Origin of the sequence: Herbidospora solisilvae, assembly GCF_009901565.1 — a bacterium.
Classification (GTDB): domain Bacteria; phylum Actinomycetota; class Actinomycetes; order Streptosporangiales; family Streptosporangiaceae; genus Herbidospora; species Herbidospora solisilvae.
Genome location: NZ_WXEW01000005.1, coordinates 611186 through 632220, shown reverse-complemented (window position 1 = coordinate 632220; position 21035 = coordinate 611186). Strand labels below are relative to the sequence as shown.

At 67.5% G+C, this 21035-nt stretch carries 21 protein-coding genes and 4 tRNA genes; 18 read left to right on the top strand and 7 right to left on the bottom strand.

Translation table 11 applies throughout. The features are described 5' to 3' along the window. Positions 1–6: 6 nt before the first annotated feature. The gene (locus GT755_RS19765) at positions 7–447 is read right to left on the bottom strand and encodes an NUDIX hydrolase (protein WP_161481127.1); all 441 of its coding nucleotides are present in this window, start codon (positions 445–447) and stop codon (positions 7–9) included. A gap of 74 nt (positions 448–521) precedes the next feature. Here GT755_RS19765 and GT755_RS19760 point away from each other — a divergent pair, with 74 nt between their 5' ends. From GT755_RS19760 to GT755_RS19705, 12 genes are all read left to right on the top strand, one after another. After that, on the top strand, positions 522–1307 hold the full coding sequence (locus GT755_RS19760; protein ID WP_161481126.1) for a GntR family transcriptional regulator: 786 nt from the start codon (positions 522–524) through the stop codon (positions 1305–1307). A gap of 251 nt (positions 1308–1558) precedes the next feature. Beyond that, a complete protein-coding gene (locus tag GT755_RS19755; protein WP_161481125.1) occupies positions 1559–1894 on the top strand; it encodes a WhiB family transcriptional regulator in 336 nt (111 codons plus the stop codon). Between the two features lie 140 nt (positions 1895–2034). Continuing rightward, positions 2035–2619: a hypothetical protein gene (locus tag GT755_RS19750; RefSeq protein WP_202610214.1), complete on the top strand. Its 585-nt coding sequence runs from the start codon at positions 2035–2037 to the stop codon at positions 2617–2619. Further along, a complete protein-coding gene (locus GT755_RS19745; protein WP_161481124.1) occupies positions 2616–3014 on the top strand; it encodes an RRQRL motif-containing zinc-binding protein in 399 nt (132 codons plus the stop codon). Before GT755_RS19750 ends, GT755_RS19745 begins: the two co-directional genes overlap by 4 nt. Before the next feature lie 38 nt (positions 3015–3052). Then, on the top strand, positions 3053–4057 hold the full coding sequence (locus tag GT755_RS19740) for a hypothetical protein (RefSeq protein WP_161481123.1): 1005 nt from the start codon (positions 3053–3055) through the stop codon (positions 4055–4057). 20 nt (positions 4058–4077) lie between these two features. Then, entirely contained in the window at positions 4078–4293 is a 216-nt protein-coding gene (locus GT755_RS19735; protein WP_161481122.1) for a hypothetical protein, read from the top strand. Between the two features lie 130 nt (positions 4294–4423). Beyond that, positions 4424–6709, top strand: coding sequence for a cell division protein FtsK (locus GT755_RS19730; protein ID WP_161481121.1), 2286 nt, complete (start codon positions 4424–4426; stop codon positions 6707–6709). A gap of 627 nt (positions 6710–7336) precedes the next feature. Beyond that, positions 7337–7627, top strand: coding sequence for a hypothetical protein (locus GT755_RS19725; RefSeq protein WP_161481120.1), 291 nt, complete (start codon positions 7337–7339; stop codon positions 7625–7627). After that, the gene (locus GT755_RS19720) at positions 7624–8904 is read left to right on the top strand and encodes a bifunctional DNA primase/polymerase (RefSeq protein ID WP_161481119.1); all 1281 of its coding nucleotides are present in this window, start codon (positions 7624–7626) and stop codon (positions 8902–8904) included. Before GT755_RS19725 ends, GT755_RS19720 begins: the two co-directional genes overlap by 4 nt. Then, positions 8901–10487 carry a hypothetical protein gene (locus GT755_RS19715; protein ID WP_161481118.1) on the top strand — a complete coding sequence of 529 codons (1587 nt, stop codon included), beginning with the start codon at positions 8901–8903 and terminating at the stop codon, positions 10485–10487. Before GT755_RS19720 ends, GT755_RS19715 begins: the two co-directional genes overlap by 4 nt. A 386-nt stretch (positions 10488–10873) precedes the next feature. After that, positions 10874–11098, top strand: a complete 225-nt coding sequence (locus tag GT755_RS19710; RefSeq protein ID WP_161481117.1) for a helix-turn-helix domain-containing protein — start codon at positions 10874–10876, stop codon at positions 11096–11098. Then, positions 11098–12258: a tyrosine-type recombinase/integrase gene (locus tag GT755_RS19705; RefSeq protein ID WP_161481116.1), complete on the top strand. Its 1161-nt coding sequence runs from the start codon at positions 11098–11100 to the stop codon at positions 12256–12258. Before GT755_RS19710 ends, GT755_RS19705 begins: the two co-directional genes overlap by 1 nt. Positions 12259–12337: 79 nt before the next feature. On the opposite strand, the gene GT755_RS19700 is transcribed toward GT755_RS19705, so the two are convergent. The 4 genes from GT755_RS19700 to GT755_RS19685 all read right to left on the bottom strand — a co-directional run bounded on the left by GT755_RS19700 (position 12338) and on the right by GT755_RS19685 (position 14248). After that, positions 12338–12411: transfer RNA gene (locus tag GT755_RS19700), tRNA-Phe, on the bottom strand. Positions 12412–12415: 4 nt separating this feature from the next. After that, positions 12416–12490, bottom strand: a tRNA-Asp gene (locus tag GT755_RS19695). A 96-nt stretch (positions 12491–12586) separates the two neighbouring features. Then, a tRNA-Glu gene (locus tag GT755_RS19690) sits at positions 12587–12659 on the bottom strand. 20 nt (positions 12660–12679) lie between these two features. Continuing rightward, positions 12680–14248 carry a metallophosphoesterase family protein gene (locus tag GT755_RS19685; protein ID WP_328794420.1) on the bottom strand — a complete coding sequence of 523 codons (1569 nt, stop codon included), beginning with the start codon at positions 14246–14248 and terminating at the stop codon, positions 12680–12682. 73 nt (positions 14249–14321) lie between these two features. On the opposite strand from GT755_RS19685, the gene GT755_RS19680 reads away from it, so the two are divergent. Both GT755_RS19680 and GT755_RS19675 read left to right on the top strand, forming a co-directional pair. After that, on the top strand, positions 14322–14663 hold the full coding sequence (locus tag GT755_RS19680; RefSeq protein WP_161481114.1) for a metallopeptidase family protein: 342 nt from the start codon (positions 14322–14324) through the stop codon (positions 14661–14663). 91 nt (positions 14664–14754) lie between these two features. Further along, the gene (locus tag GT755_RS19675; RefSeq protein WP_161481113.1) at positions 14755–16041 is read left to right on the top strand and encodes an MFS transporter; all 1287 of its coding nucleotides are present in this window, start codon (positions 14755–14757) and stop codon (positions 16039–16041) included. On the opposite strand, the gene GT755_RS19670 is transcribed toward GT755_RS19675, so the two are convergent. Continuing rightward, a complete protein-coding gene (locus tag GT755_RS19670; protein WP_161481112.1) occupies positions 16042–16440 on the bottom strand; it encodes a PspC domain-containing protein in 399 nt (132 codons plus the stop codon). An 85-nt stretch (positions 16441–16525) separates the two neighbouring features. Here GT755_RS19670 and GT755_RS19665 point away from each other — a divergent pair, with 85 nt between their 5' ends. From GT755_RS19665 to GT755_RS19655, 3 genes are all read left to right on the top strand, one after another. Then, positions 16526–17677: an acyl-CoA dehydrogenase family protein gene (locus GT755_RS19665; protein WP_161481111.1), complete on the top strand. Its 1152-nt coding sequence runs from the start codon at positions 16526–16528 to the stop codon at positions 17675–17677. 69 nt (positions 17678–17746) lie between these two features. Beyond that, a tRNA-Lys gene (locus GT755_RS19660) sits at positions 17747–17818 on the top strand. A gap of 342 nt (positions 17819–18160) precedes the next feature. Further along, positions 18161–18361, top strand: a complete 201-nt coding sequence (locus GT755_RS19655; RefSeq protein WP_161481110.1) for a hypothetical protein — start codon at positions 18161–18163, stop codon at positions 18359–18361. Between the two features lie 517 nt (positions 18362–18878). Here GT755_RS19655 and GT755_RS19650 read toward each other — a convergent pair. Next, positions 18879–19697 carry a L,D-transpeptidase gene (locus tag GT755_RS19650; protein ID WP_235966861.1) on the bottom strand — a complete coding sequence of 273 codons (819 nt, stop codon included), beginning with the start codon at positions 19695–19697 and terminating at the stop codon, positions 18879–18881. A gap of 362 nt (positions 19698–20059) precedes the next feature. Here GT755_RS19650 and GT755_RS19645 point away from each other — a divergent pair. After that, the coding region (locus tag GT755_RS19645; protein WP_202610213.1) for an ice-binding family protein at positions 20060–21035 on the top strand (976 nt) is incomplete at its 3' end.

Below are 21035 nucleotides of genomic sequence, written 5' to 3'. Positions count from 1 at the left end.
TAATCGTTAGGCGGATGACCCGATCAGGTGGACGCCGTCGTGTTGGCGAATGGCAGGCCGACCCGCACTCTTCATTGCATCAAGTACACGGATCGCGAATGCCTCGGAAGCTACCGAAGTGACCTCATCAGCGGTCACCCAACGGAACGCTCGGGACTCGTCATTAGCGGTCAAGGTTCCAGACACTGCACGACAGCGAAAGACAAGGGCGACGATTCCCCGAGTCATGTGCTTGTAGACACCCGTCAATGCTTCCGCCTCGATTTCCAGCCCCGTCTCTTCACGTACTTCCCTGCGTAGACCGGTTGTAATGTCTTCGTCGCGCTCCAGCACCCCACCCGGCGCTTCCCAATGGCCATTATCACGCCGCTGGATCAAGAGAGCGCGTCCGTCAGCATCGATGACGACACCGGCAACACTCACTGAGTGACGATTGTCCTGGTTCATGGTCGCCCTCCGGCGATTCATCGGTACAGCTAGACTCACCGTAGTACACGTATGTACGAGTGGAGGAGTAGGGCATGACCGACATTGGACTTCCTGGTCTCGACCCGGTATCTGACCGGCCGGTCTTCAAGCAGATCGCCGACCATCTCCGGGAAGCCATGAACGGCCCTGCACTCCCTCCAGGATCCAAGGTGCCCTCCGAGAGCCAGCTCATGACGCATTACGGCGTTGCCCGTATGACCATCCGCAACGCGCTACAACTCCTACAGAGCGAAGGCTTGACAGTCGCCGAACACGGCAAGGGAGTCTTCGTCCGTTCGCGTCCCCAGGTTCGACGCTTGGCGTCCGACAGGTTCGCCCGGCGTCATCGCGAACAGGGTAAGGCTGCCTTCATCGCCGAGACAGAAGAGTCCGGCGGCAGACCTTCCGTTGACTCCATCCAAATCAGCGAACAGGAAGCATCCGCCGAGGTGGCGAAGCGGCTCGGTTTGCCGGCAGGGCAAAGCGTGATTGTGAGATCCCGGCGCTACCTGATCAATGATCACCCCGTCGAGACTGCGGTTTCCTACATTCCTGCCCACATCGCGCAAGGCACCCAGATCACCCATCCCAACAGCGGCCCCGGCGGCATCTATGCGCGCCTTGAAGAGTTGGGGTATCGACTCGATCATTTTGACGAGGAGATCCGTTCCCGGATGCCACTCCGGGACGAGGTCAAGGCACTCAAGCTTGCACCCGGCATTCCGGTCTTCCACCTCATCCGTACGGCCTACGCGGACGATGGTCAGGCTGTCGAGGTGTGCGACACCGTGATGTCGAGCGACGCCTACGTCCTGTCGTATCAACTCCCTGCCCGGTAGGGCTTGACTCCTCTAGACGAGTCTGAGATACATATAGAGCAACTCCTCTAGACGAGTAGACGGCTAGGGGAGATTGCACAGTCGGAAGACCTGGGAAGGCGGCGCAAGCCGCGCGCCCGACGGGCTGTTGCACCTGATCTTTTGAGAACTCAATAGCGACGAAATGGGCCACCGCCTCCCGCAAAAAGGCGGCCCGCATGAGCGCGACTCGTGCCCTTCCTGCCCGAACCCATCCAAGGAGTTTCACCGTCATGACCCGCCCCACCACGGGCGCCCCGCTCCCCGTGATCCGATCGCACCCGGCGCTCCGACTGCTGGATGAGCTCACCGACGAGCTGCCGACGGAGGTCGCCGATAGCGCCGCGTGCGCTGACCCCGAGCTGCACACCGGTCCCGACCCCGACGTCGGAGAGTCTCCGCAGGAGCGCGAGGCGCGCGAGGACGTCGCCAAGAGCGTGTGCGCCGAATGCCCCGTCCGATTGCGCTGTCTGGCCACCGCCCTGATTCTCCGGCCCGAGGTCGGGATCTGGGCGGGCTTAACCGCTCAGGAACTGGCCGCCTTGTCCCGTCCGGCGGTCGCGTCGTGAAGCCCCGCCGCTGGCGCCTGCGTGGCCTGTGGCTGCCGCCCGGTACCGCCTCGACCTGGGTGTGTATCTGCGGCGCCGTCAACCCCCGTTCGTCGACCACCTGCCGCAACTGCGGCTGACACCCCTCGGAGCGTGAGCAAGTGAGCATCACCGACAACGCCGCCGATACCCGCGCCGAACGCGCGGTCACGCTGCATGCGGCCGAGTACGACCGGCTCAAGTCTGAGCAGATCTCGCGCATCGGCTTCCGCGACAACCTGCTGTACGCCCAACTGACCTCGATCGCCGCCATCGCCGCCGTGACCGCCTCCGCCGGCCGCCTGTACCTGCTGCTGGTGCTCCCGATCACGGGCGTCGTGCTCGGCTGGACGCACCTGTGCGCCGACCACATGGTCACGATGATCGGCCGGTACATCCGCGAGGACCTCACCCCGCGCCTGACCGCCGCCGCCGACCTCGACGGCAGCGCCCTGTTCGGCTGGGAGAACGACCACCAGCGCGACACCCGGCGCCGTTCCCGCAAGTGGTTACAGCTCACGGTCAATCTGCTGGCGTTCTGCCTGCCCTCCCTGACCGGCCTGATCGTGGTCTGGATCGCCGGGCAGCCCTCCCCGCTGCTGATCGCCGCATCGCTGGTCGAGCTGGTCATCATCGCGGTCCTGGCCGTCCAGATGTGCGTGTACGCCGACCTGCCCCGACTGCGGAAGGGCGGTACCCGCGCATGAGCCGCATCCGCGCCACGTTCTTCGACCCGACCGGCAACCGGTACGGCATCCCCACCTACCCCTGGCGGATCGCCCCGCCCCACCTGCTGACCCTGCGCCAGCTGGCCGCCCGCGGGCTACGCCCCGGCGGCCAGGACGTGCAGGCACAGGTCATGTGGCGTTCCCACCGACACGGCGCCCCCGGCGTCCGCGTCGCCTTCCTGTACGACGTCCGGTTCGCGCTCCCCAAGCGCACCGCCACCCCGCGCCAGTTGGCCGCGCTCGCCAAGGCCAACGCCGCCCGCCGAACCTGCCCCGACTGCCGCAAGGACGCCGGCTACGTCCTGCCGCGCCACCTCGGTACCTGCCTGAACTGCGCCTACGGCCCCGAGACCGTCGAACCACTGGCCGCCTGACCGCCGCCGCCACCCCCAGACCTGCAAAGGAGCCATCCGTGACGACCCCGCTGACCATCCCGTTCTCCGACCCCGCCGACGACGGCCCCGACCTGCCCGACTACGTCGGCATCTCCGAGCGTGTTCCCCGCGCCGAACTGGCCACCATCGCCCACCTGCCCCGGACGGTCACCCCCTCCGACGACAAGGCGCACACGTCGCCGACCGCGCCGGACCCCGACCCCGCCGGCGAGGCCGATCAGGGGATGACCCGCCGGGTAGAGCGGCTGCGGGAACAGGTCGCCGAAGCCCGGCTACTGGCCGAACTCCAGGCCGACCAGACCCCGCTCATGCTCGACAGCCCCAAGGTTCGCCGCCGGCAGCGTGCGGCGCACGAAGCGGCCCGGCTGCACGCACTCGCCCAAGACCCGGCCATGCGCGCTTGGTCGGCAGCGCGGATGCGGCGCCTGCTGGTCGCCGGCGCGATGGTCGGGCTGGCGCTGGCGCTGGCCTGGTCCACCGCTGGCGTGCAGCACTTCGCCGCCGACGGCGCCCCCGCCTGGTCGCCCGGATGGCTGTTCGCCTGGTTCGTCGAGCCGTTCATGTCCATCACGCTGCTGGTCGTCGTCGGCGCCCGCGCCTACATGGCCACCCTCGGCCAACCCATCCGCTCCAAGACCCTGGTCCGGATCGAGCACCTGTTCCTGGTTCTGACCGTGGGCATGAACGCCTTCCCCTACCTGCCCGGCGTCGCCGACACGTTCTCCTTCCCGCGCTTGATGCTGCACCTGATCGGCCCCATCGTGGCCGTGGCCGTCGTGACCGCGCTGCCGCACATCCTGGCCGCGTTCGCCGCCCTGGACTTCACCACGGACCGCCGGAACCGTCCCCTTACCGGGCTTACGTACGGGGCGAACATCCCCGACCTTCTCGCCCGCGCCGAGACCCTCACCGCCGAGGGCAGGCTTCCCGCCTCTCCCAGCGCCTACCAGATCCGGCGTGTCCTGTCCTGCGGCATGGATGACGCCCGCACCCTTCGCGACCTTCTCGCCGACCCTAAGTGAGGTAACCCATGAATCCGCTCATGCTTATCCCTCCGGCAGGCATGATCCTGCCCGGCATGCTCATCACGGGCGCGGTGGTGACCATCCCGTGCATCGTCCTGGTGCTTTTCACCTGCCTGCGGTACCACCTCACCCGGCGCCGCGTCGAGGGCGAGATTCAGGCGCACATGGCCGCCCACCGCTGCACCTGCTGCACGCCCCGTCGCCGGACCCGCGACACCGAGGCCCATTCGTGACGCCGTCCCGCCTGACCTACCCCACCCGTAAGACCGCCCCGAGCGGCACCTGGGGCACGGCCGAATCCGCCAAGACACCGGCCGTGCCCCGCAACCCCACACCCGCCAAAGAGCACGAGGTGACCCCATCATGAGGCATGACCCGCCCACCCCCGTAGAAGCGCCCACGCCAGACCCCCGTTCGGACCGCCCGGACGTCCTGACCGGCGGCGCCGCCGTCGTTCCGATCGAGAGCGCCCGAGCCGGCCGCCACCCGAACGGCACGCCCGACCGCAGCAACGCCACCACCGACGGCACCGCCGAGGTAGCCGCTGGCGACGGGACGACCGCCGTCCTGGAAGGCCAGGTGGTGTTCGTCGACCAGCCGGGGCACGACCTGCCGGACTGGCGGACCGACCTGGAAGCCAAGGCGCGGACCCGTCAGCCGATCGTCCCGACGTGGCTGCGCTCGCGCACCGAGGCCGTCGACACGCTGCGGTGGGTCGGCTGGCACTACCTGCACGTGTCCGGCTACCAGCTCACCCGAACCCCCCTCTACGCGGGCCGAATGGCCGTCCGGGCACCCCGCGGTTTCTTCCGGCTGGTCGGCGGGTTCATCCGGTGGACCTTCGACCTGGAAGGCCAGCCGGTCCGGATGGCGACCGTGCAGAAGGCCGACCCCGAGGCCTACCTGAAGCTGTCCCGGCAGCGTGACGCCCGTGTCCGGCTGCGCGTCTGGGTCGCCGGTCTGACCGTGCTCACGCTGCTGATCCTGGCCGTCATCGTGGCCAACCAGCCCACCATGGTCCAGTGGGCGGCCCTGGCCGCGATCGTCGCGGTGCTGGGCATCATCGGCAAGCCCGCCGACCGGCCTCTGATCGAACGCGCCGTCGTCCCGTCTGCGGTCGAGAAGCTGACCAGCGACATCGTGATCCGGTCGCTGACCGTGCTGGGCATCTCCGGCATCAACTCGGCCATGACGAAGAACCCCAAGGACGCCATCCGGTTCGTGGCCCCCATCACCCGCGACGGCCCCGGCTGGCGGGCCGACATCGACCTGCCCTACGGCGTGACCGTGGCCGACGTGATGGACAAGCGCGACCGGATGGCATCGGCGCTGCGCCGGCCGTTGGGCTGCATCTGGCCCGAGGGCGACAACACGATCCACGAAGGCCGCCTGATCCTGTGGGTCGGGGACAAGGACCTGTCCAAGACGGTCGTGAAGTCGCCCCTGGTCAAGGCCGCAAGGCACGACGTGTTCAAGGGCATCCCGTTCGGGTCCGACCCGCGCGGACGCGCCGTGACCGTGCCGGTCATCGAGCACAACGTTCTGATGGGCTCCCAGCCCGGCCAGGGCAAGACCGCCTCGGTCCGGGTGCTGGCCTCTGGCGCGGCGCTGGACCCGAGCGTCGAGCTGTGGATTCACGAACTCAAGGGCACCGGCGACCTCGACCCGCACGAGCAGAACTGCCACCGGTACGTGTCCGGCATCGAGGACGAGGCCATCGCCTACGCCGCCGACTCCCTCACGTTGCTGCGCAAGGAGGTCATGCGCCGCGCCGCCGCGCTCAAGGCCCTGCCGCCGGACCTGTGCCCGGACAAGAAGGTCACCCGGCAGATCGCCGACATGCGTTCCCTTGGCCTTCACCCGCTGGTGGCCATCTTCGATGAGTGTCAGAACCTGTTCGCCCACCCCGAGTACGGCGACAAGGCCGGGGATGACGCCGAGTTCATCATCAAGCTCGGTCGCGCGCTGGGCGTGGTGCTGATCCTGGCCACCCAGCGCCCCGACAAGGACAGCCTTCCCACCGGAATCAGCGCCAACGTGAGCATCCGGTTCTGCCTTCGGGTGGCCGGCCAGATCGAGAACGACATGATCCTGGGCACCTCGGCCTACAAGAACGGCATCCGCGCCACGTTGTTCGTTCCGGGACCGCCCAAGGATGGCGGTGACGCCGGGACCGGTTACCTGGTCGGTGCGACCTCGATGCCCAAGGTGGTCAAGACGGCCTACCTCGACACCGCCGCAACCCAGAAGATCGCCGACCGGGCGCACGCCCTGCGGTCCGGCGCCGGGATGCTGACCGGCCACGCCGCCGGACAGCGACCCGAACAGGTCACCCCCACCTTCGACCTGCTGGCCGACATCCTGGCCGTGGTCCCGACCGCCGAAGCGAAGGTGTGGAACGAACTGGTTGTCGACCGGCTCGCCGAACTGCGGCCCGAAATCTACGGCCCGTGGGCCGACCTGGAAGGCGGCGCCAAGACCGGCCAGCTCACCACCGCACTCAAGCCCTACGGCATCAAGACCATGCAGGTGTGGGGCACCCCCGAAGGTGGCGGCAAAGGCGCCAACCGCATCGGCATCGCCCGCGACGACATCCTCAACGCTGTCACGCACCGTGATAAGAAGCGGGCAACTGAGGCGGCTTCCTAGCCCGTGGATCGCCTCTAGATCTAGAGGCCACCCCCTCTAGGTCTAGAGGCTCACCTAGACCTCTAAACCGCTTCCTGCCAGCGATCTAGCGTCTAGACGCTGGCCTGCGAAAACCCCCGGAACGGCCCTGGAGGCCCTGATGGCCACCGTCATTGCCCTGCTAGTCCTCTGCCTACCGCTGATCACTCTCGGTTACGTCGCGATGTGTGCGGCCAAGCCGTGGAAGCCCTGCCGACGCTGCCCGTCCGGCCGCCGGCGCCACGCCTGCCGCCCCTGCGACGGCACCGGCCTACGGCCCCGTCTGGGCTGGCGCCTGTACGTCCACTTCCGCCGGCTGCATCGCGACGGCACCCGATGAAACCGCCACCCCGCCCGAGCAGTGGGCTACACGGCCCCTGCAACTACGGCTCAAGACCGTGCGGAGCGCTTCCCACCCGGCCCTACCCGTGCGGCCCCCGCTGCGATGAACACGCCCCCGGCGCGCTGCGCAAGACCGGAACCGGGCGGGGCTGAGAGGGCTCTAGCGGTCGAGACAAGCAAACGCTTGCTCAAATACACGGACATAGATCAAAAGCCGTCTGAGGCGCTCTCAGCGCCTCAGACACCCAAACCGGAGGAAACACCCGCATGAAATCCCCGACCGCCCGCCGCGACCCCAACCAGACCGCCGGCGAACAGGACCGCGAGGACGCGCGGAAAGCCACGACCCCGGCCCGGCACCGTTGGACCCATCACGACAAGTACCACGCCACCTGCCGGCGGTGCGGCACCCGGGCGCAGAAGCGCCCTTCCCCGTACGGGCGCCGGTGGTGGACCGAATGGCGCCTGCCGGACGGCACCACCCGCAACAACTACGACGGCCAGCCCACCCCGCCCTGCCTGCCGCCCGACCTGGCCACGCCCGGGCGCCCCGAGTGAGGGTCCTGATCACTGGGTCGCGCACGTGGAGATGCCCCACGACCATCCGCACCGCCCTGGCCTCCGTCTGGGGCGACGGGACGGCAACCCTGGTCAGTGGGGCATGCCCGCACGGCGCCGACGCCATCGCCGAACGCATCTGGACCGGCTGGGGTGGACGGGTCGAACGCCACCCCGCGGACTGGGACACCCATGGCAAAGCCGCCGGACCGCGCCGCAACGCCGCCATGGTCGCCGCCGGCGCCGATCTCTGCGTCGCCTTCATCCGCGACCACAGCCCCGGCGCGAGCCACACCGCCCACCTGGCCGAACAGGCGGGCATCCCCGTACGCCGCTACCGGCACTCCGCACCTCATGCCGGAAGGAGCACCCCGACCGTGAACCCCGTCCTGCGCTACGCGCTGGCCGCCGCCGCCAAGGGCTGGCACGTCTTCCCGCTCACCCCGCGCGGCAAGTACCCGCTCAAAGACTGGCCGTGGAAGGAGCGCAACACCACCGACCCCGACGTCATCCGCCGGTGGTGGACCCGAACCCCGTACAACGTCGGCATCGCCTGCGGCCCCTCCCGGCTCGTGGTCGTCGACCTCGACAAACCCGAGAAGGAGGGGCTTCGCCCCCCGATCCCCTGGGACCTGCCGGGCGTGACCGATGGCGCCGACGTGCTGGCCGTCATCTGCGAGCGCGCCGGACAGCCCTTGCCGTTCGACACCTTCACCGTGACCACCCGCCGCGGCGGACTGCACCTGTACTTCACCGCCCCCGACGGCCTCACGCTGGGCAACACCCGTGGCGAGGACGGCAACGGGCTGGGCTGGAAAATCGACACCCGCGCCACCGGCGGGTACGTCGTCGGCCCCGGCAGCTTCGTCGACCTGCCCGACGGCACCGGCCCGTACGAGGTCATCAACCGCACGCCGCCGGCCCCGTTACCGGTATGGCTGGCCGAACGCCTCACGCCCGCGCCGCTGCCTCCGCAGCGACCGGTCACCGTGCCGTTGGTCAGCGCCGACCGGTACGGCGCCTATCTCCGCGCCGCGATCGGCGCCGAGTTGGCGCGCGTGACCGACTCTCCCGCCGACGGCCACAACAACGCGCTCTACCTCGCCTCGGTCGCCCTCGGGCAACTGGTCGCCGGCGGGGCGCTGCCCGAGGCTGACGTGACCGCCTGGCTGGCCTCTGCTGCCGAGCAGGTCGGCCAGCAAACCGGGGAAGCGCATCGGACCATCGCGTCTGGTCTGAGGGCTGGCGCCAGGCGGCCCCGGAGCGTGGCGGCATGAAGGACTCGTCACGGCTGCGCGTCGGGTCCGGCCCGGAGACCATCCGCGTTCTCAAGGGCGCTTTGGTGGACCGGCTGCTGCCTGACACCTACGTGTCCGCCGGCGCGCTGGTCCACATGGAGACCATCTCCGGCGGGCAGGCCAGCCCCGCGGCGGATGAGGATTCGCCGTTGCCGGTCGCGGCAAGCCCGCTGACCCCCGCCACCTTGGCTGGGCTGCTGGCCGAACACGCCTACGTCTACCGGCTGCGCTCCCGCAAAGACGGCACCGGTGGCATGGAGACGATGGAGGAGGAGGTCACCCCGCCGCGGGAGATCCTCTCCTCGGTCCTGGCGGGCAAGACCTGGCCCGACGTGCCCGCGCTGCGCGGCGTGATCGGGGCGCCGGTCCTGCGCCGCGACGGCACCCTGTTGCAGCGCCCCGGCTATGACCCCGACACGGGTCTCTACCTGGCCGCCAAGGTCGCGCTGCCGCCGGTGCCCGACCACCCGACCGCAGAGCAGGTACATCAGGCTCGGGACTTCCTGCTGAACCGGTTTCTGCGGGACTTCCCGTGGGCCACCGCGGCTGACCGCGCCAACTACCTGGCGCTGTTGGCGACCCCGATCCTGCGGCACTACACCCGCAGCCTGACCCCGTTCGCGCTGATCGACGCGACCATGCCCGCCTCCGGGAAAAGCATCCTGACCGGCGGCCCCGGCATGCTCTACGGCCAGCGCGTCATGCCCTGGCCGTATGCCGAAGAGGAACTACGCAAGAGCATCACCGCGGTTCTGTCCGAACAGGTCGGGGTGGTCGTGTGGGACAACCTGGCCGAGGGAACCGTCATCGACTCGGCCACCCTGGCGTTGCTCGTTACGGCCGGCGTGTGGTCTGACCGGCAGCTTGGAGCATCCCGGAACATCGCCACCGTCAACGACCGGCTGTGGATGGCCACCGGCAACAACCTCCAGGTCGGCGGGGACATGGCATCCCGGACCGTCCGCGTCCACTTGGACCCGAACATGCCGCGGCCTGAGCAACGGGACCAAACCCGGTTCGGCATCCCGCATCTGGACCAGTGGATCACCGTGCCTGCCAACCAGCTCACCGTGTTGTGGCATCTGCTGGTCCTGGTTCTGGACTGGACCAACCGTGGCGCCCCCCGCGCCTCTACGGTCTCGATGCGTCAGTTCACCCCGTGGGCGCAAGCCCTGGGCGGGTTCCTGGCTCACCACAGCGTTGACGGGTTCCTGGCCAACGCCGCCGACATCCGCGACATCGACGAAGACGAAACCCGCTGGCGGGGCTTCCTGTCCTGTTGGCACGCTCGGCACGGCAGCCAGCCCATGACCGCCGCCGACCTGCGCCGGTCCGGCGAACCCAAGCAGACCGGGTTCGGTGAGGACGACGCATGGGACGGCCAGTTCATCACCACCGCCACCGGCCGCATGCCCAACGCGCTCGCCCTCGGACGGCTACTGACCGGCCAGATCGGACGCTGGCGCGGCAACTACGTGATCCGTTCCGCCAAGAACGACCGAGGCGATCGGAACGTGTTCTGGGTCGAGTGCCACACCGCTCCGGCCCCTTCCAACCGCTGAAACATCTCCGCATCTCCGCAAACGCCGTTGACCAGCATAAACGTCTGCGGAGTAGCCGATCTGCCATCTCCGCACATCTCCGCATCTCCGCACTTCCTGCGGAGATGGACGCCGTTTGCGGAGATCTCCGCATCTCCGCAAACGCCGTTGACCAGCATAAACGTCTGCGGAGTAGCCGATCTGCCATCTCCGCACATCTCCGCATCTCCGCACTTCCTGCGGAGATGGACGCCGTTTGCGGAGATGGGCCAATCGGGAAATCTCTATCTCCGCATGCATCGCCCCAGGTCAGAACCTCTTTTGCGGAGATGCGGAGATGCGGAGATGTTTCAGCCCTCCCCGCAACGCACGGCACCTGACGACCGCACCCGGAAGGCAGCCAGACCATGACCACCAAAACGCACACCAGCATCCAACTCGACCCGGACCAACTGCTCTACCGCGTCTCCCATGCGATGCGCGTACTCAGCATGAGCCGGACCGTCCTTTATGACCAGATCAGATGCGGACGACTGCGCACGGTCCGGCAGGGTCGCGCCCGCCTCATTCCCGCCAACGCCCTTCACGACTACATCGCCCTACTGGAGAAGGAAGCCAAGGAAGCCGCTTGATGACCAAACGACGCAGTAGAGGAGACGGCGGCCTGCACTGGGACGCCAAGCGAGAACGCTGGATCGCCACCGCAAGCCTGGGATACGACCCCACCGGGAAGCGCATCGTCAAACGCGGAAGTGGTAAGACGAAGACCGAGGCCAAGACCAAGCTCAAGGAGGTGCTTCGCGACTACGAAGACGGCTTAGCCATCGCGCCGGCGGATTACACCGTCAAGGACGCCGTCACATACTGGATGGCTCACGGACTCGGAGGCCGTTCCGAAAAGACCGTCACCATGTATCGGGGTTACGTGGACAATCACGTTATCCCTGGTCTCGGTGCCCGGAAGCTTCGAGACCTCAAGGTCGAAGATGTAGAGAAATGGCTCGCGGACCGTAGGGGAAAACTCAGCACGCGATCCCTTCAAATCCTGCATTCCCTTCTCAATCGATCGATCAAAAAGGCGCAAGCAAGGGACCTGGTCAAACGAAATGTGGTCGCCCTGGCGGAAATACCGGAAGGCCGCCCCGGTCGGCCGTCCAAGGCGCTCACGCTGACCCAAGCGATTGCCGTACTGGAAGCGGCGGAAAGTGCCACTCTGCACGCCTATGTGGTGCTCTCCATCCTGATCGGCGCCCGAACCGAGGAACTACGCGCCCTCCAGTGGTCTCATGTGGATCTGGAAGGCCGACCCGAGGACGGCGTTCCGCCCTCCATCATGGTCTGGCGTTCCGTGCGCGACGGTGGGGACACCAAGACCAAGAAGTCTCGCCGGACTCTCGCCATGCCATTGCGCTGTGTGGAGGCCCTCCGCGCCCACCGTGTTCGTCAGGACCAGGCACGCCAGAAGGCGGGCGAGAGCTGGCACGACAACGACCTGGTGTTCTGTACGCGCACCGGTACGCCCTTGGACGTGAACAACGTCGAGCGGGACGTGAGCATCATCTTCGACAGGGCGGGACTCTGCGGAGACGAGTGGACCCCGCGCGAACTCCGGCACACGTTCGTCTCCCTGCTCTCCGACTCCGGGATGCCCCTGGAGAACATCGCCAGGCTCGTAGGCCATCACGGGACGGCGGTTACCGAGCTGGTCTACCGGCACCAGATCCGGCCCGTCATGGAGGACGGCGCCAAGGCCATGGATCGCATCTTCCCGAGCGTTCCCAAGAACTCTTAGTCACGCAGTTAGACACGCAGCAACGACAAACGCCCAATCCAGAGATCTTGGATTGGGCGTTGCTGCACTTCAAGAGATGTGGTCAGGGGCGGGGTCGAACCGCCGACCTACCGCTTTTCAGGCGGTCGCTCGTACCAACTGAGCTACCTGACCCAAGCGGTCCTGACGGGACTTGAACCCGCGACCTCCACCTTGACAGGGTGGCGAGCACTCCAAACTGCTCTACAGGACCTTGCTTTGCTACTTCGCTTCCGGCGTTTCGCTTTCGGCTTTTGTAGCTTACCAGTTCTTCGGAGGTCTTCGACCTGCCGTTTTCCTGGCCCTTCCGTGCCCCCAACGGGATTCGAACCCGTGCCGCCGCCTTGAAAGGGCGGTGTCCTAGGCCGCTAGACGATGGGGGCGCAGAGATTTCTCTCTGTCCTTACCGCGCTCCGTCGGGGACCTCTGAAGCATAGGGGACGTTTGCCCTCTGTGCCAAAGCGACCGGCGACGGTGTGTCAGTGATCGTTCCCGTCGGGGACGGGGCGTTCCCTGGCACAGGGAAAATTGTACGACCTGGCGCGGCCTCGATTTGCCGCTCCACGGCGATACGTTGCTCCCCGAGCCCTCCGACGGTGATGTCGTCCCAGGCCTGGAGCCTGTGGGTGTCCTTGCTGAAGTAGAGAACCGAGGCCTGGAGTGGCGTGGGCTCGTCGTGTTCGAGGCCCCGCAGGCCCGCTCCGCCGGTCGACCCCTGGACCATCAGCCGGGTCCCGGTCGGGGACAACTCGGTCGAGCGGGCGTGGACGTGCCCGGCCAGGACCAGCGAGACCGACCCGTAGAAGGCCCGCCCGATGGTCGGGTCGTGGACGGCCACCAGATCGACCGGAGAGCGCTGCGGCGCCGTGGTCGACGACGAGCGCGGCCACTCGGGCGGCGCGACGCCGGCGGCCTTCTCACGCCCGAGGGCGGCCAGGGACTCGGGGCTCTCGTCGCCCTCGACCGACTTGTCGGGGGTGAAACGCGGATCTCCGATGCCGTAGATGCGCAGGCCCTCGACCTCGGCGACCCGGTCGTCCAGGACGATCGCGTTCTTCTGCTTGGCGACCGCCTTCTGGGTCTCCATGGAGTCGTGGTTGCCCCGCACGAACACGTAGGGGATGCCCAGGTCGCCGATCTCCTCGACGAAGGAGTTCTCGATCTTGGTGCCGTGGTCGCTGATGTCGCCGGTGTCGATGACCAGGTTGATCTTGAACTGGTCGATCAGGGAGCGGACCACGTTCCAGCCCGGCGGGTAGATGTGCAGGTCGGAGATGTGCAGCACCCTGATCGTGTCGGGGTCGGGATCGTAGATGGGGAGGGTCGAGCCCGCTTCGTACAGGCGGCTGATGTTCGTGACGAGCTTGGCCAGCTGGCCCCGGTATTCGGAGAACTTGGTGACGATCGACTGGGCGTTGCCCACCAGTGACGGCACGCCGGTCAGCAGGCCCGTGTAGCGGGGCTCGGCGATCGCCTGGGGGTTGAAGCTCAGCGCGGCCGTGACGGCCATCGCGCCGACCAGCAGGATCGAGCCCAGGCCGCTCCACAGGCCGCGGAAGACGTCGCGGAAGACGATCAGCCCGCCCAGGAAGCCGGCGAGCACCGCGCCGACCGCGGCCCTCACCAGCAGATCCTGTACGCCGCCCATCAGGTCGGTCTCGATGGTCTCGGGCAGCCGGTCGGCCCAGCGGGGGTTCTGCAGGATCTGCTCGGCGGCCTCGGGATGGACCGCCTCGATGCTCAGGTTGAGCTGCACCGGCCCCGAGTGGGTGTCGAACCGGAGCGTTCCCAGGGGCCGCACGTCGACGACCGTGCCGCCGTCGAAGGAGGGCCGCAGAGCCATGTTGATGTCGGCGGGGCCGATGGGCGTCTGTACGGACGCGCCGAACAAAAGCCCCAGCCAGGCCCCGGCCAGGGCGACGACGACGACTGTCAGAAACCGTATGAACCGGCCTCGAAGAAACCGGACCACGGATTCCCCCCACTTCGGCAAATCCACGTTCCTTCCTGTCTACCCGAAAACCACGGGGAAGTAGATTTGACGTGTGATCGACGTCTCGAGGAGCAAGTTCGAGGAGCTCGTGGCCGAGGCACTCGACCTGATCCCGCCCGATCTGGCCAAAGTCATGGACAACGTCGTCGTCGTGGTCGTGGACGATCCGCCCGAAACTGGCCTCCTCGGTCTCTACACCGGCATTCCACTCACGGAGCGGGGCGAGTGGTACTCAGGAGTGCTTCCCGACCGCATCGAGATCTACCGGAATCCGACCTTGGCAATCTGTGAAACCGAGGCTGACGTCGTCGAAGAGGTTCAGATCACGGTGGTCCACGAGATCGCCCACCACTTCGGCATCGACGACGACCGCCTCCACGACCTCGGGTGGTAGTCGCGAGGTTGCGATTCGCGAGCGCTATAGGCACTGTAGGTGACATACTGAACACAGTGTGTCAGCTACGGCCTGAGCCCAGCGGAGAGAAATGGCGGCCACGAAGCCCGGAAAACTGCCGGGGAAACACCGCCGTCCAGCGGAGCGCCAAGCGACATACGGCGAAGTCATCGCAATCAAGGAATTCCGGGCGCTGTGGCTCGGCCAGGGGTTGTCCCTGCTCGGCGACCAGCTCGCGCAGGTCGCCCTGGCGGTCCTGGTGTTCAACCGCACCCAGTCGGCGCTCGCCACGGCGGCCGTCTACGCGCTGACCTACCTGCCGCCGATCCTGGGCGGCCCGCTGCTGGCCGGCCTCGCCGACCGCTACCCGCGCCGCCGGGTCATGCTGGTCTGCGACATCCTGCGCGCCCTCATGGTCGCGATCATGGCGATCCCGGGCACCCCGTTCCCGGTGTTGTGCGTGCTGGTCTTCCTGGTGGTGCTGCTCAGCGCGCCGTTCTCGGCCGCGCGGGCCGCGCTGCTGCCCGAGATCCTCGAAGGCGATCGATACGTCGCCGGCAGCGCCCTGCAGAACATGACGAACCAGGCCGTCCAGATGCTCGGATTCGCCGCGGGCGGGGCCGTCATCGCGGGCCTGGGCCCCTATAGGGCGCTGGCGCTCGACTGCGCCACGTTCCTGGCCTCGGCGCTCATCATCGTCGCCGGGGTGAGCCGCAGATCGGCGACCGTGTCGGCCGACGGCGGAAAGCCGTCGATGTGGACGATGACCGCCGCGGGCGCCCGCCTGGTCTTCGGCGACCGGCGGCTGCGCACCCTCGTGCTCTTCGCGTGGTTGTGCGGCTTCTACGTGCTGCCCGAGGGAATCGCGGTCCCCTACGCGGCCGAACTCGACGACGGCGGTCTCCCGGTGCCCGTGATCACGGGCCTGCTCATGGCCGCCATGCCGACCGGCACGGTCCTCGGGGCGTTCCTTTTCAGCAGGTTCGTCAATCCCAGCACCCGTCTCAAGACGATGGGCTGGATGGCCATGCTGACCTGCGCTCCGCTGGTCGTGTGCGCCATGCGCCCGCCGTTGGAGATCGTGCTGGTGTTGTGGGTCCTGTCCGGCGTGGGAGGCGCATACCAGCTCGCGGCCAACGCCGCCTTCGTCCAGTGTGTGCCCCCCGAACGACGGGGTCAGGCGTTCGGCCTGGTCCAGTCAGGCCTGCTGGCCTCACAGGGTGTGGGCATCCTCATCGGCGGCGCGCTCGCGCAGATCCTCGGCCCGGAACCGGTCGTGGCGCTGGCCGGGGTGGCCGGGCTGAGCGCCGCGGCCATCCTGGCCATCGCGTGGACGGAATCCCGAACGGAGATCATCGCCAAGGTGCACACCTCGTGATCAGTCGTTCGGCTGCTTCGTCTGGGCGTACGGGTGGGTGGTGTAAGGGTCGACCGGCGTGGCCGACGTCTTGTGGCCGTTGTGCGACTTGGTCGCCTTGGCCCACCCCTCCTGCGCCTTGGCCTTGGCGTCGAGCCAGGTCGGGTTGTCCTTGTTCTTCTCGATGAGGTCCTGGACGATCGAAGCGTTCTTCTCCTCGCTCGGGATCAGGAGCCAGGCGACGGCGTAGATGCCGACACCGAGGCCGCCGAAGAACGACGCGACCGCGAGAACGATCCGCAGGATGTTCGGGTCGATGCCGATGTACTGACCGACCCCGGAGCAGACCCCGGCGACGATCCGGCCGTTGCGAGTCCGGCGTAGCTGCTTGACGTGTCCACTGGGCTGTATCTCGTTCATGTCCATAGCGTGCCCCTTTTGTCGTCTATGGCACATCGGGATTCCCCCTGGCCCTACCCCGACGCCGCCCCGATACGCTGCAATCATGGACCTTCTCAACCTCGACGACCGGCTGACCGCGGACCAGCGACTGGTCAGGGACACGGCTCAGGGGTTCGTCAGGGAACACGTCCTCCCGGACGTGGCGACGTGGTTCGAAGAGGGGACCTTCCCGGCCCGGGAGCTGGGCCCCGTGCTGGGCTCTCTCGGCATGCTGGGCATGCACCTGACCGGCTACGGCTGCGCCGGCCTCGACGCCGTCTCCTACGGAGTGGCGTGCCGGGAACTGGAGGCAGGCGACTCGGGGCTGCGGTCGTTCGTGTCGGTCCAGGGGTCACTGGCGATGTTCCCCATCTGGAAGTACGGGTCGGCCGCTCTGAAAGAGGAATGGCTCCCATCGCTGGCGGCCGGGACGGCCATCGGGTGCTTCGGGCTGACCGAGCCCGACCACGGGTCGGACCCGGCGAACATGAAGACCTACGCCAAGCAGGACCCCTCCGGGGACTGGATCCTCAACGGGTCGAAGATGTGGATCACCAACGGCTCGGTGGCCGACGTGGCCGTGGTGTGGGCCCAAACGGACGGCGGCATTCGTGGGTTCGTGGTGCCGACGTCGTCTCCCGGGTTCTCGGCTCCGCTGATCCACCGGAAGTTGTCGCTCCGGGCCTCGGTGACGTCTTCGCTGTACTTCGATGACGTGCGGGTGCCTGCTTCTTCCGTTTTGGACGTGGTGGGGCTCAAGGGGCCGCTGTCGTGTCTGTCGGAGGCTCGGTTCGGGATCCTCTGGGGGGTCGTGGGGGCTGGTCGGGCGTGTTTCGAGGCTGCGCTCGAGTACGCGAAGACGCGGGTGCAGTTCGGGAAGCCGATCGCGGGGTTCCAGCTCACGCAGGAGAAACTGGCGTGGATGGCGGTGGCTTTGGGGCAGGCGGGGTTGACCGCTTTGCATCTCGGGGCCCTTAAGGACGCCGGGGCGTTGCGGCCGCAGCAGGTCTCCTTCGGGAAGCTGGCCAACGTGCGGGCGGCGCTCGACGTGGCACGGGAGGCCCGGTCGATTCTCGGGGCCAACGGGGTGACGCTGGAGTATCCGGTCATCCGGCACATGAACAACCTGGAGTCGGTGCTGACGTACGAGGGGACGCAGGAGATTCACACGCTGGTGCTCGGAGAGGCGCTGACCGGGGTGGCGGCATATCGGTGAGGCGGCCGGTAGGCTGATCACAGGGAACTGCTTCGCTCCGGTGAGACGATCGCTGTACCCTGCAGACGAGGGGTGCTAGCTCAACGGCAGAGCTCCGGACTTTTAATCCGTAGGTTCAGGGTTCGAATCCCTGGCGCCCCACTTTCGTCACGGCTTGTGGTTGACGCCCTTCGGGCGGCTGTCACAAGCCGTTCCTTTTTCTACGGGGGGACGACCCCCCGAACCCCCCGATGTCAGGGGGCTTCGCCCCCTCACGCTCCCCCTGGCCGCTGTCGCGGCCCGACATCGCTGTCGCTCTGGGTCGCTGCGCTCCTTGCGAAGGGCTCCGCCCCTCGCGCTCCCTGGAAAGGCCTCGCTGCGCTCGGATGGAGCTCGCTTCGCTCGCGAAAATATTGGGCTGTACGTACCCTCCCGCGACCACAAAGATCGCCGCCACGGCGACAAGCGCGCCTTCAGAATGCGGTGACGGCCTATCTGCCGAAAATGGCGGACGACCTCGCGGTGATCCGCCCGATCGCCATCGCCGGCGACTTCAACGTCCTGGAGCCGGGCCACCAGCCCCACCACAAGACGTTCGGCACCTGGGAGTGCGACTTATGCACCGCCTTCGCGAGGTGTCATGGCCGGCGTGAGTCGATGTACGCCGTGGTCGAGTCAGCTCAGACACGGCGAGATAAAAGGTGATTGCCAGCGCGAACCGTGTGACACCACTGAGGAAAACCGCCAGAGCTGTTATGAGGTGACAGAAAGGGGCGTCTCATCGAGCGGCTGTGGCACGGGGAGCCATCGGCGTCCGCTCGGAGCAATCTGAATACCTACCTTGTGCGTTTGCGACGTCTCTTGCCGAGTTCGCGAGTTCGTACCATGCCAAGCGGCTACCTCGCTGCACTCTTGGCGAAGGGCTCCGCCCCTCGCGCACCTTGGAAGGGCCTCGCTTCACATGACGTGGGTCTCGATATGCCTGAGTCGGCAACAGCCGCTCTCCACAATGGACCACCAATGGCCGAGTCACCCGGCCGCGCACTGAGCGCTCACCGGAACTCCCGGCACGACGCCATCAGATCACGCGCCGCCAGCCGGGCCACCGACGACCGGACACGTCTGTCGCCTGACCGTGAAGGGATATGGTCGTGCTCGGGACTCGTTCGGCGGCGCCTCCGAGCGGTGGAGGAGAGGCCGCTCTCGGCAGCCCGTGGGCTGGTCAGGAGATGAGGACGGGAGTGCCCAAGGGGACGCGCGACATCACACGCAGCGCCGCGTCGGGTAGCCGGATGCACCCGTGGCTGACCGGCTGCCCGAAGATCTCCTGGTCCTGCCAGCCGTGCATGGCGACGGTCGCCGGTCCGTCGTCGAAGGTGTGCAGGGTGGTCGAATGCGTTCCCAGGGGGAGCACGAGGGAGCCGTAGCCCGGGTAGGTCGGCGACACCGCCGCGAGGACGAAGGTCCTGCCGATGGGGGTGGGCGTCTCGGGTGCGCCCACGGCCACCTTCCATGACCCCAGTTTCCGGCCGGAGTGGTGGACGGTGAGGGTGCGGGTGGCCGTCTCGACCTCCACTCGATAGGGGCTGCGTGCCTTCTGCACCCCTCCGCCGCCGACGTAGATCCATCCGGCCGATCCGTTCGGGCGGCTCGGGAGCAGCACCTGCTCCCATCCCGGTCGCGTCGCGATCACCGGCACCCAGGTGGGGCTCTTGAGCTGGGTCACCGGCAGTCTCGCGACGGGTGGGCCGCCCGGGTGGGCGTACACCACCTGCGTCGTCGTCGGATGCAGCACCAGCCCACTGGTGGGATCGGTCGGCGCCGGGTCCCGGGGCGCGGCCGGAAGAGTCGTGTAGGTCGTGGTGAGCGGCAGCTCGGCCATCCGATCGGACGGGACCGGTTCCGGCAGGACCGCAGACGGCGGTGGCGGTGCGACAGCCGGTGGCGTGGGGACCGTCGTTCCGCAGGCGCCGACGGCCAGTGTCACGGCCAGGACGGTGATCGCGTTTCCCAGCGGGCTGAATCTGGTTCTGTCGTGCAAGGAGAACTCCCGCTGGCATTCGGGCCGACTTCGGAGGCCGAGTTTAGGTCGCGGTCCGGTGAATATGACGTCAGGCGTGGGGGCCGCCCGCATTTATTTCCCACGGTTTCCTCGCACATGGCGGAGAAATGAGCAGTTCTTCTCGTCGGCCAATCGATTCCTGCCCGGAAATCGACTCGGCCGCTACGTAAGCTGTCGATTGTCCATTATCCCACGCGGCGTTCTTTTGGTACGGGCTACTTATAACGCCCAAATGCCACTGGAATGCCGATTTGCGACATATGCCGATTAGAGAGATATTTCGCGTGAAAGACGTATTCACTCGCAGGCGCTTGCCAGCCCAACCGGGACTCCTCTGGGTGGTGGCGATCGCCGTACTCGCCCCCTTGCTGGTGCTCTTCACCATCCCGCGTTCCGCGGACGCCGCCCCGGCCCCCGTGGGTCTGGGCACGACGCTCGCCTTCGCCGTGCTGGGCGGTCAGACGGTCACCAACACCGGCCCCAGCGTGATCACCGGGGACGTGGGCGTGAGCCCCGGCGCGGCGATCGTCGGCTTTCCGCCCGGCATCATCAACGGGACCCAGCACGCCGCCGACAACGTCGCGCTCCAGGCCCAGAACGACCTGGTCACCGCCTACAACGACGCCGCCGGGCGGGCGCCGGACGGCCCCATCGTCGGCGACCTCGGCGGGCAGACTCTCGTCGCGGGCGTCTACAACGCCACGAGCTCGGCCGGCCTGACCGGGACCCTCACCCTCGACGCCCAGGGTGACCCGTCGGCCGTCTGGATCTTCCAGATCGGTTCGGCGCTCACCACCGCGTCGGCCTCCAGCGTCAACCTCATCAACGGCGCCCAGGCCTGCAACGTGTTCTGGCAGGTCGGCAGCTCCGCTGTGCTGGGCACCGGCTCCACCTTCGTCGGCAACATCCTGGCCCTGACGTCGATCACCGCGACCACCGGCACCACGATCATGGGGCGGGCCCTGGCCCTCAACGGCTCCGTCACCCTCGACACCAACGTCATCACCAGGACCATCTGCGCCCCGACACCGACGCCGACGCCCACCCCGACGTCTACACCCACGTCTACTCCGACTCCTACACCCACCCCCACGCCTACACCCACCCCCACGCCGACGCCCACCCCGACGCCTACTCCGACGCCTACTCCGACTCCGACTCCGACACTCACCCCGACGCCTACTCCGACGCCGACCTCAACTCCGACCTCAACTCCGACCTCAACTCCGACCTCAACTCCGACCTCAACTCCGACCTCAACTCCGACCTCAACTCCGACCTCAACTCCGACCTCAACTCCGACCTCAACTCCGACCT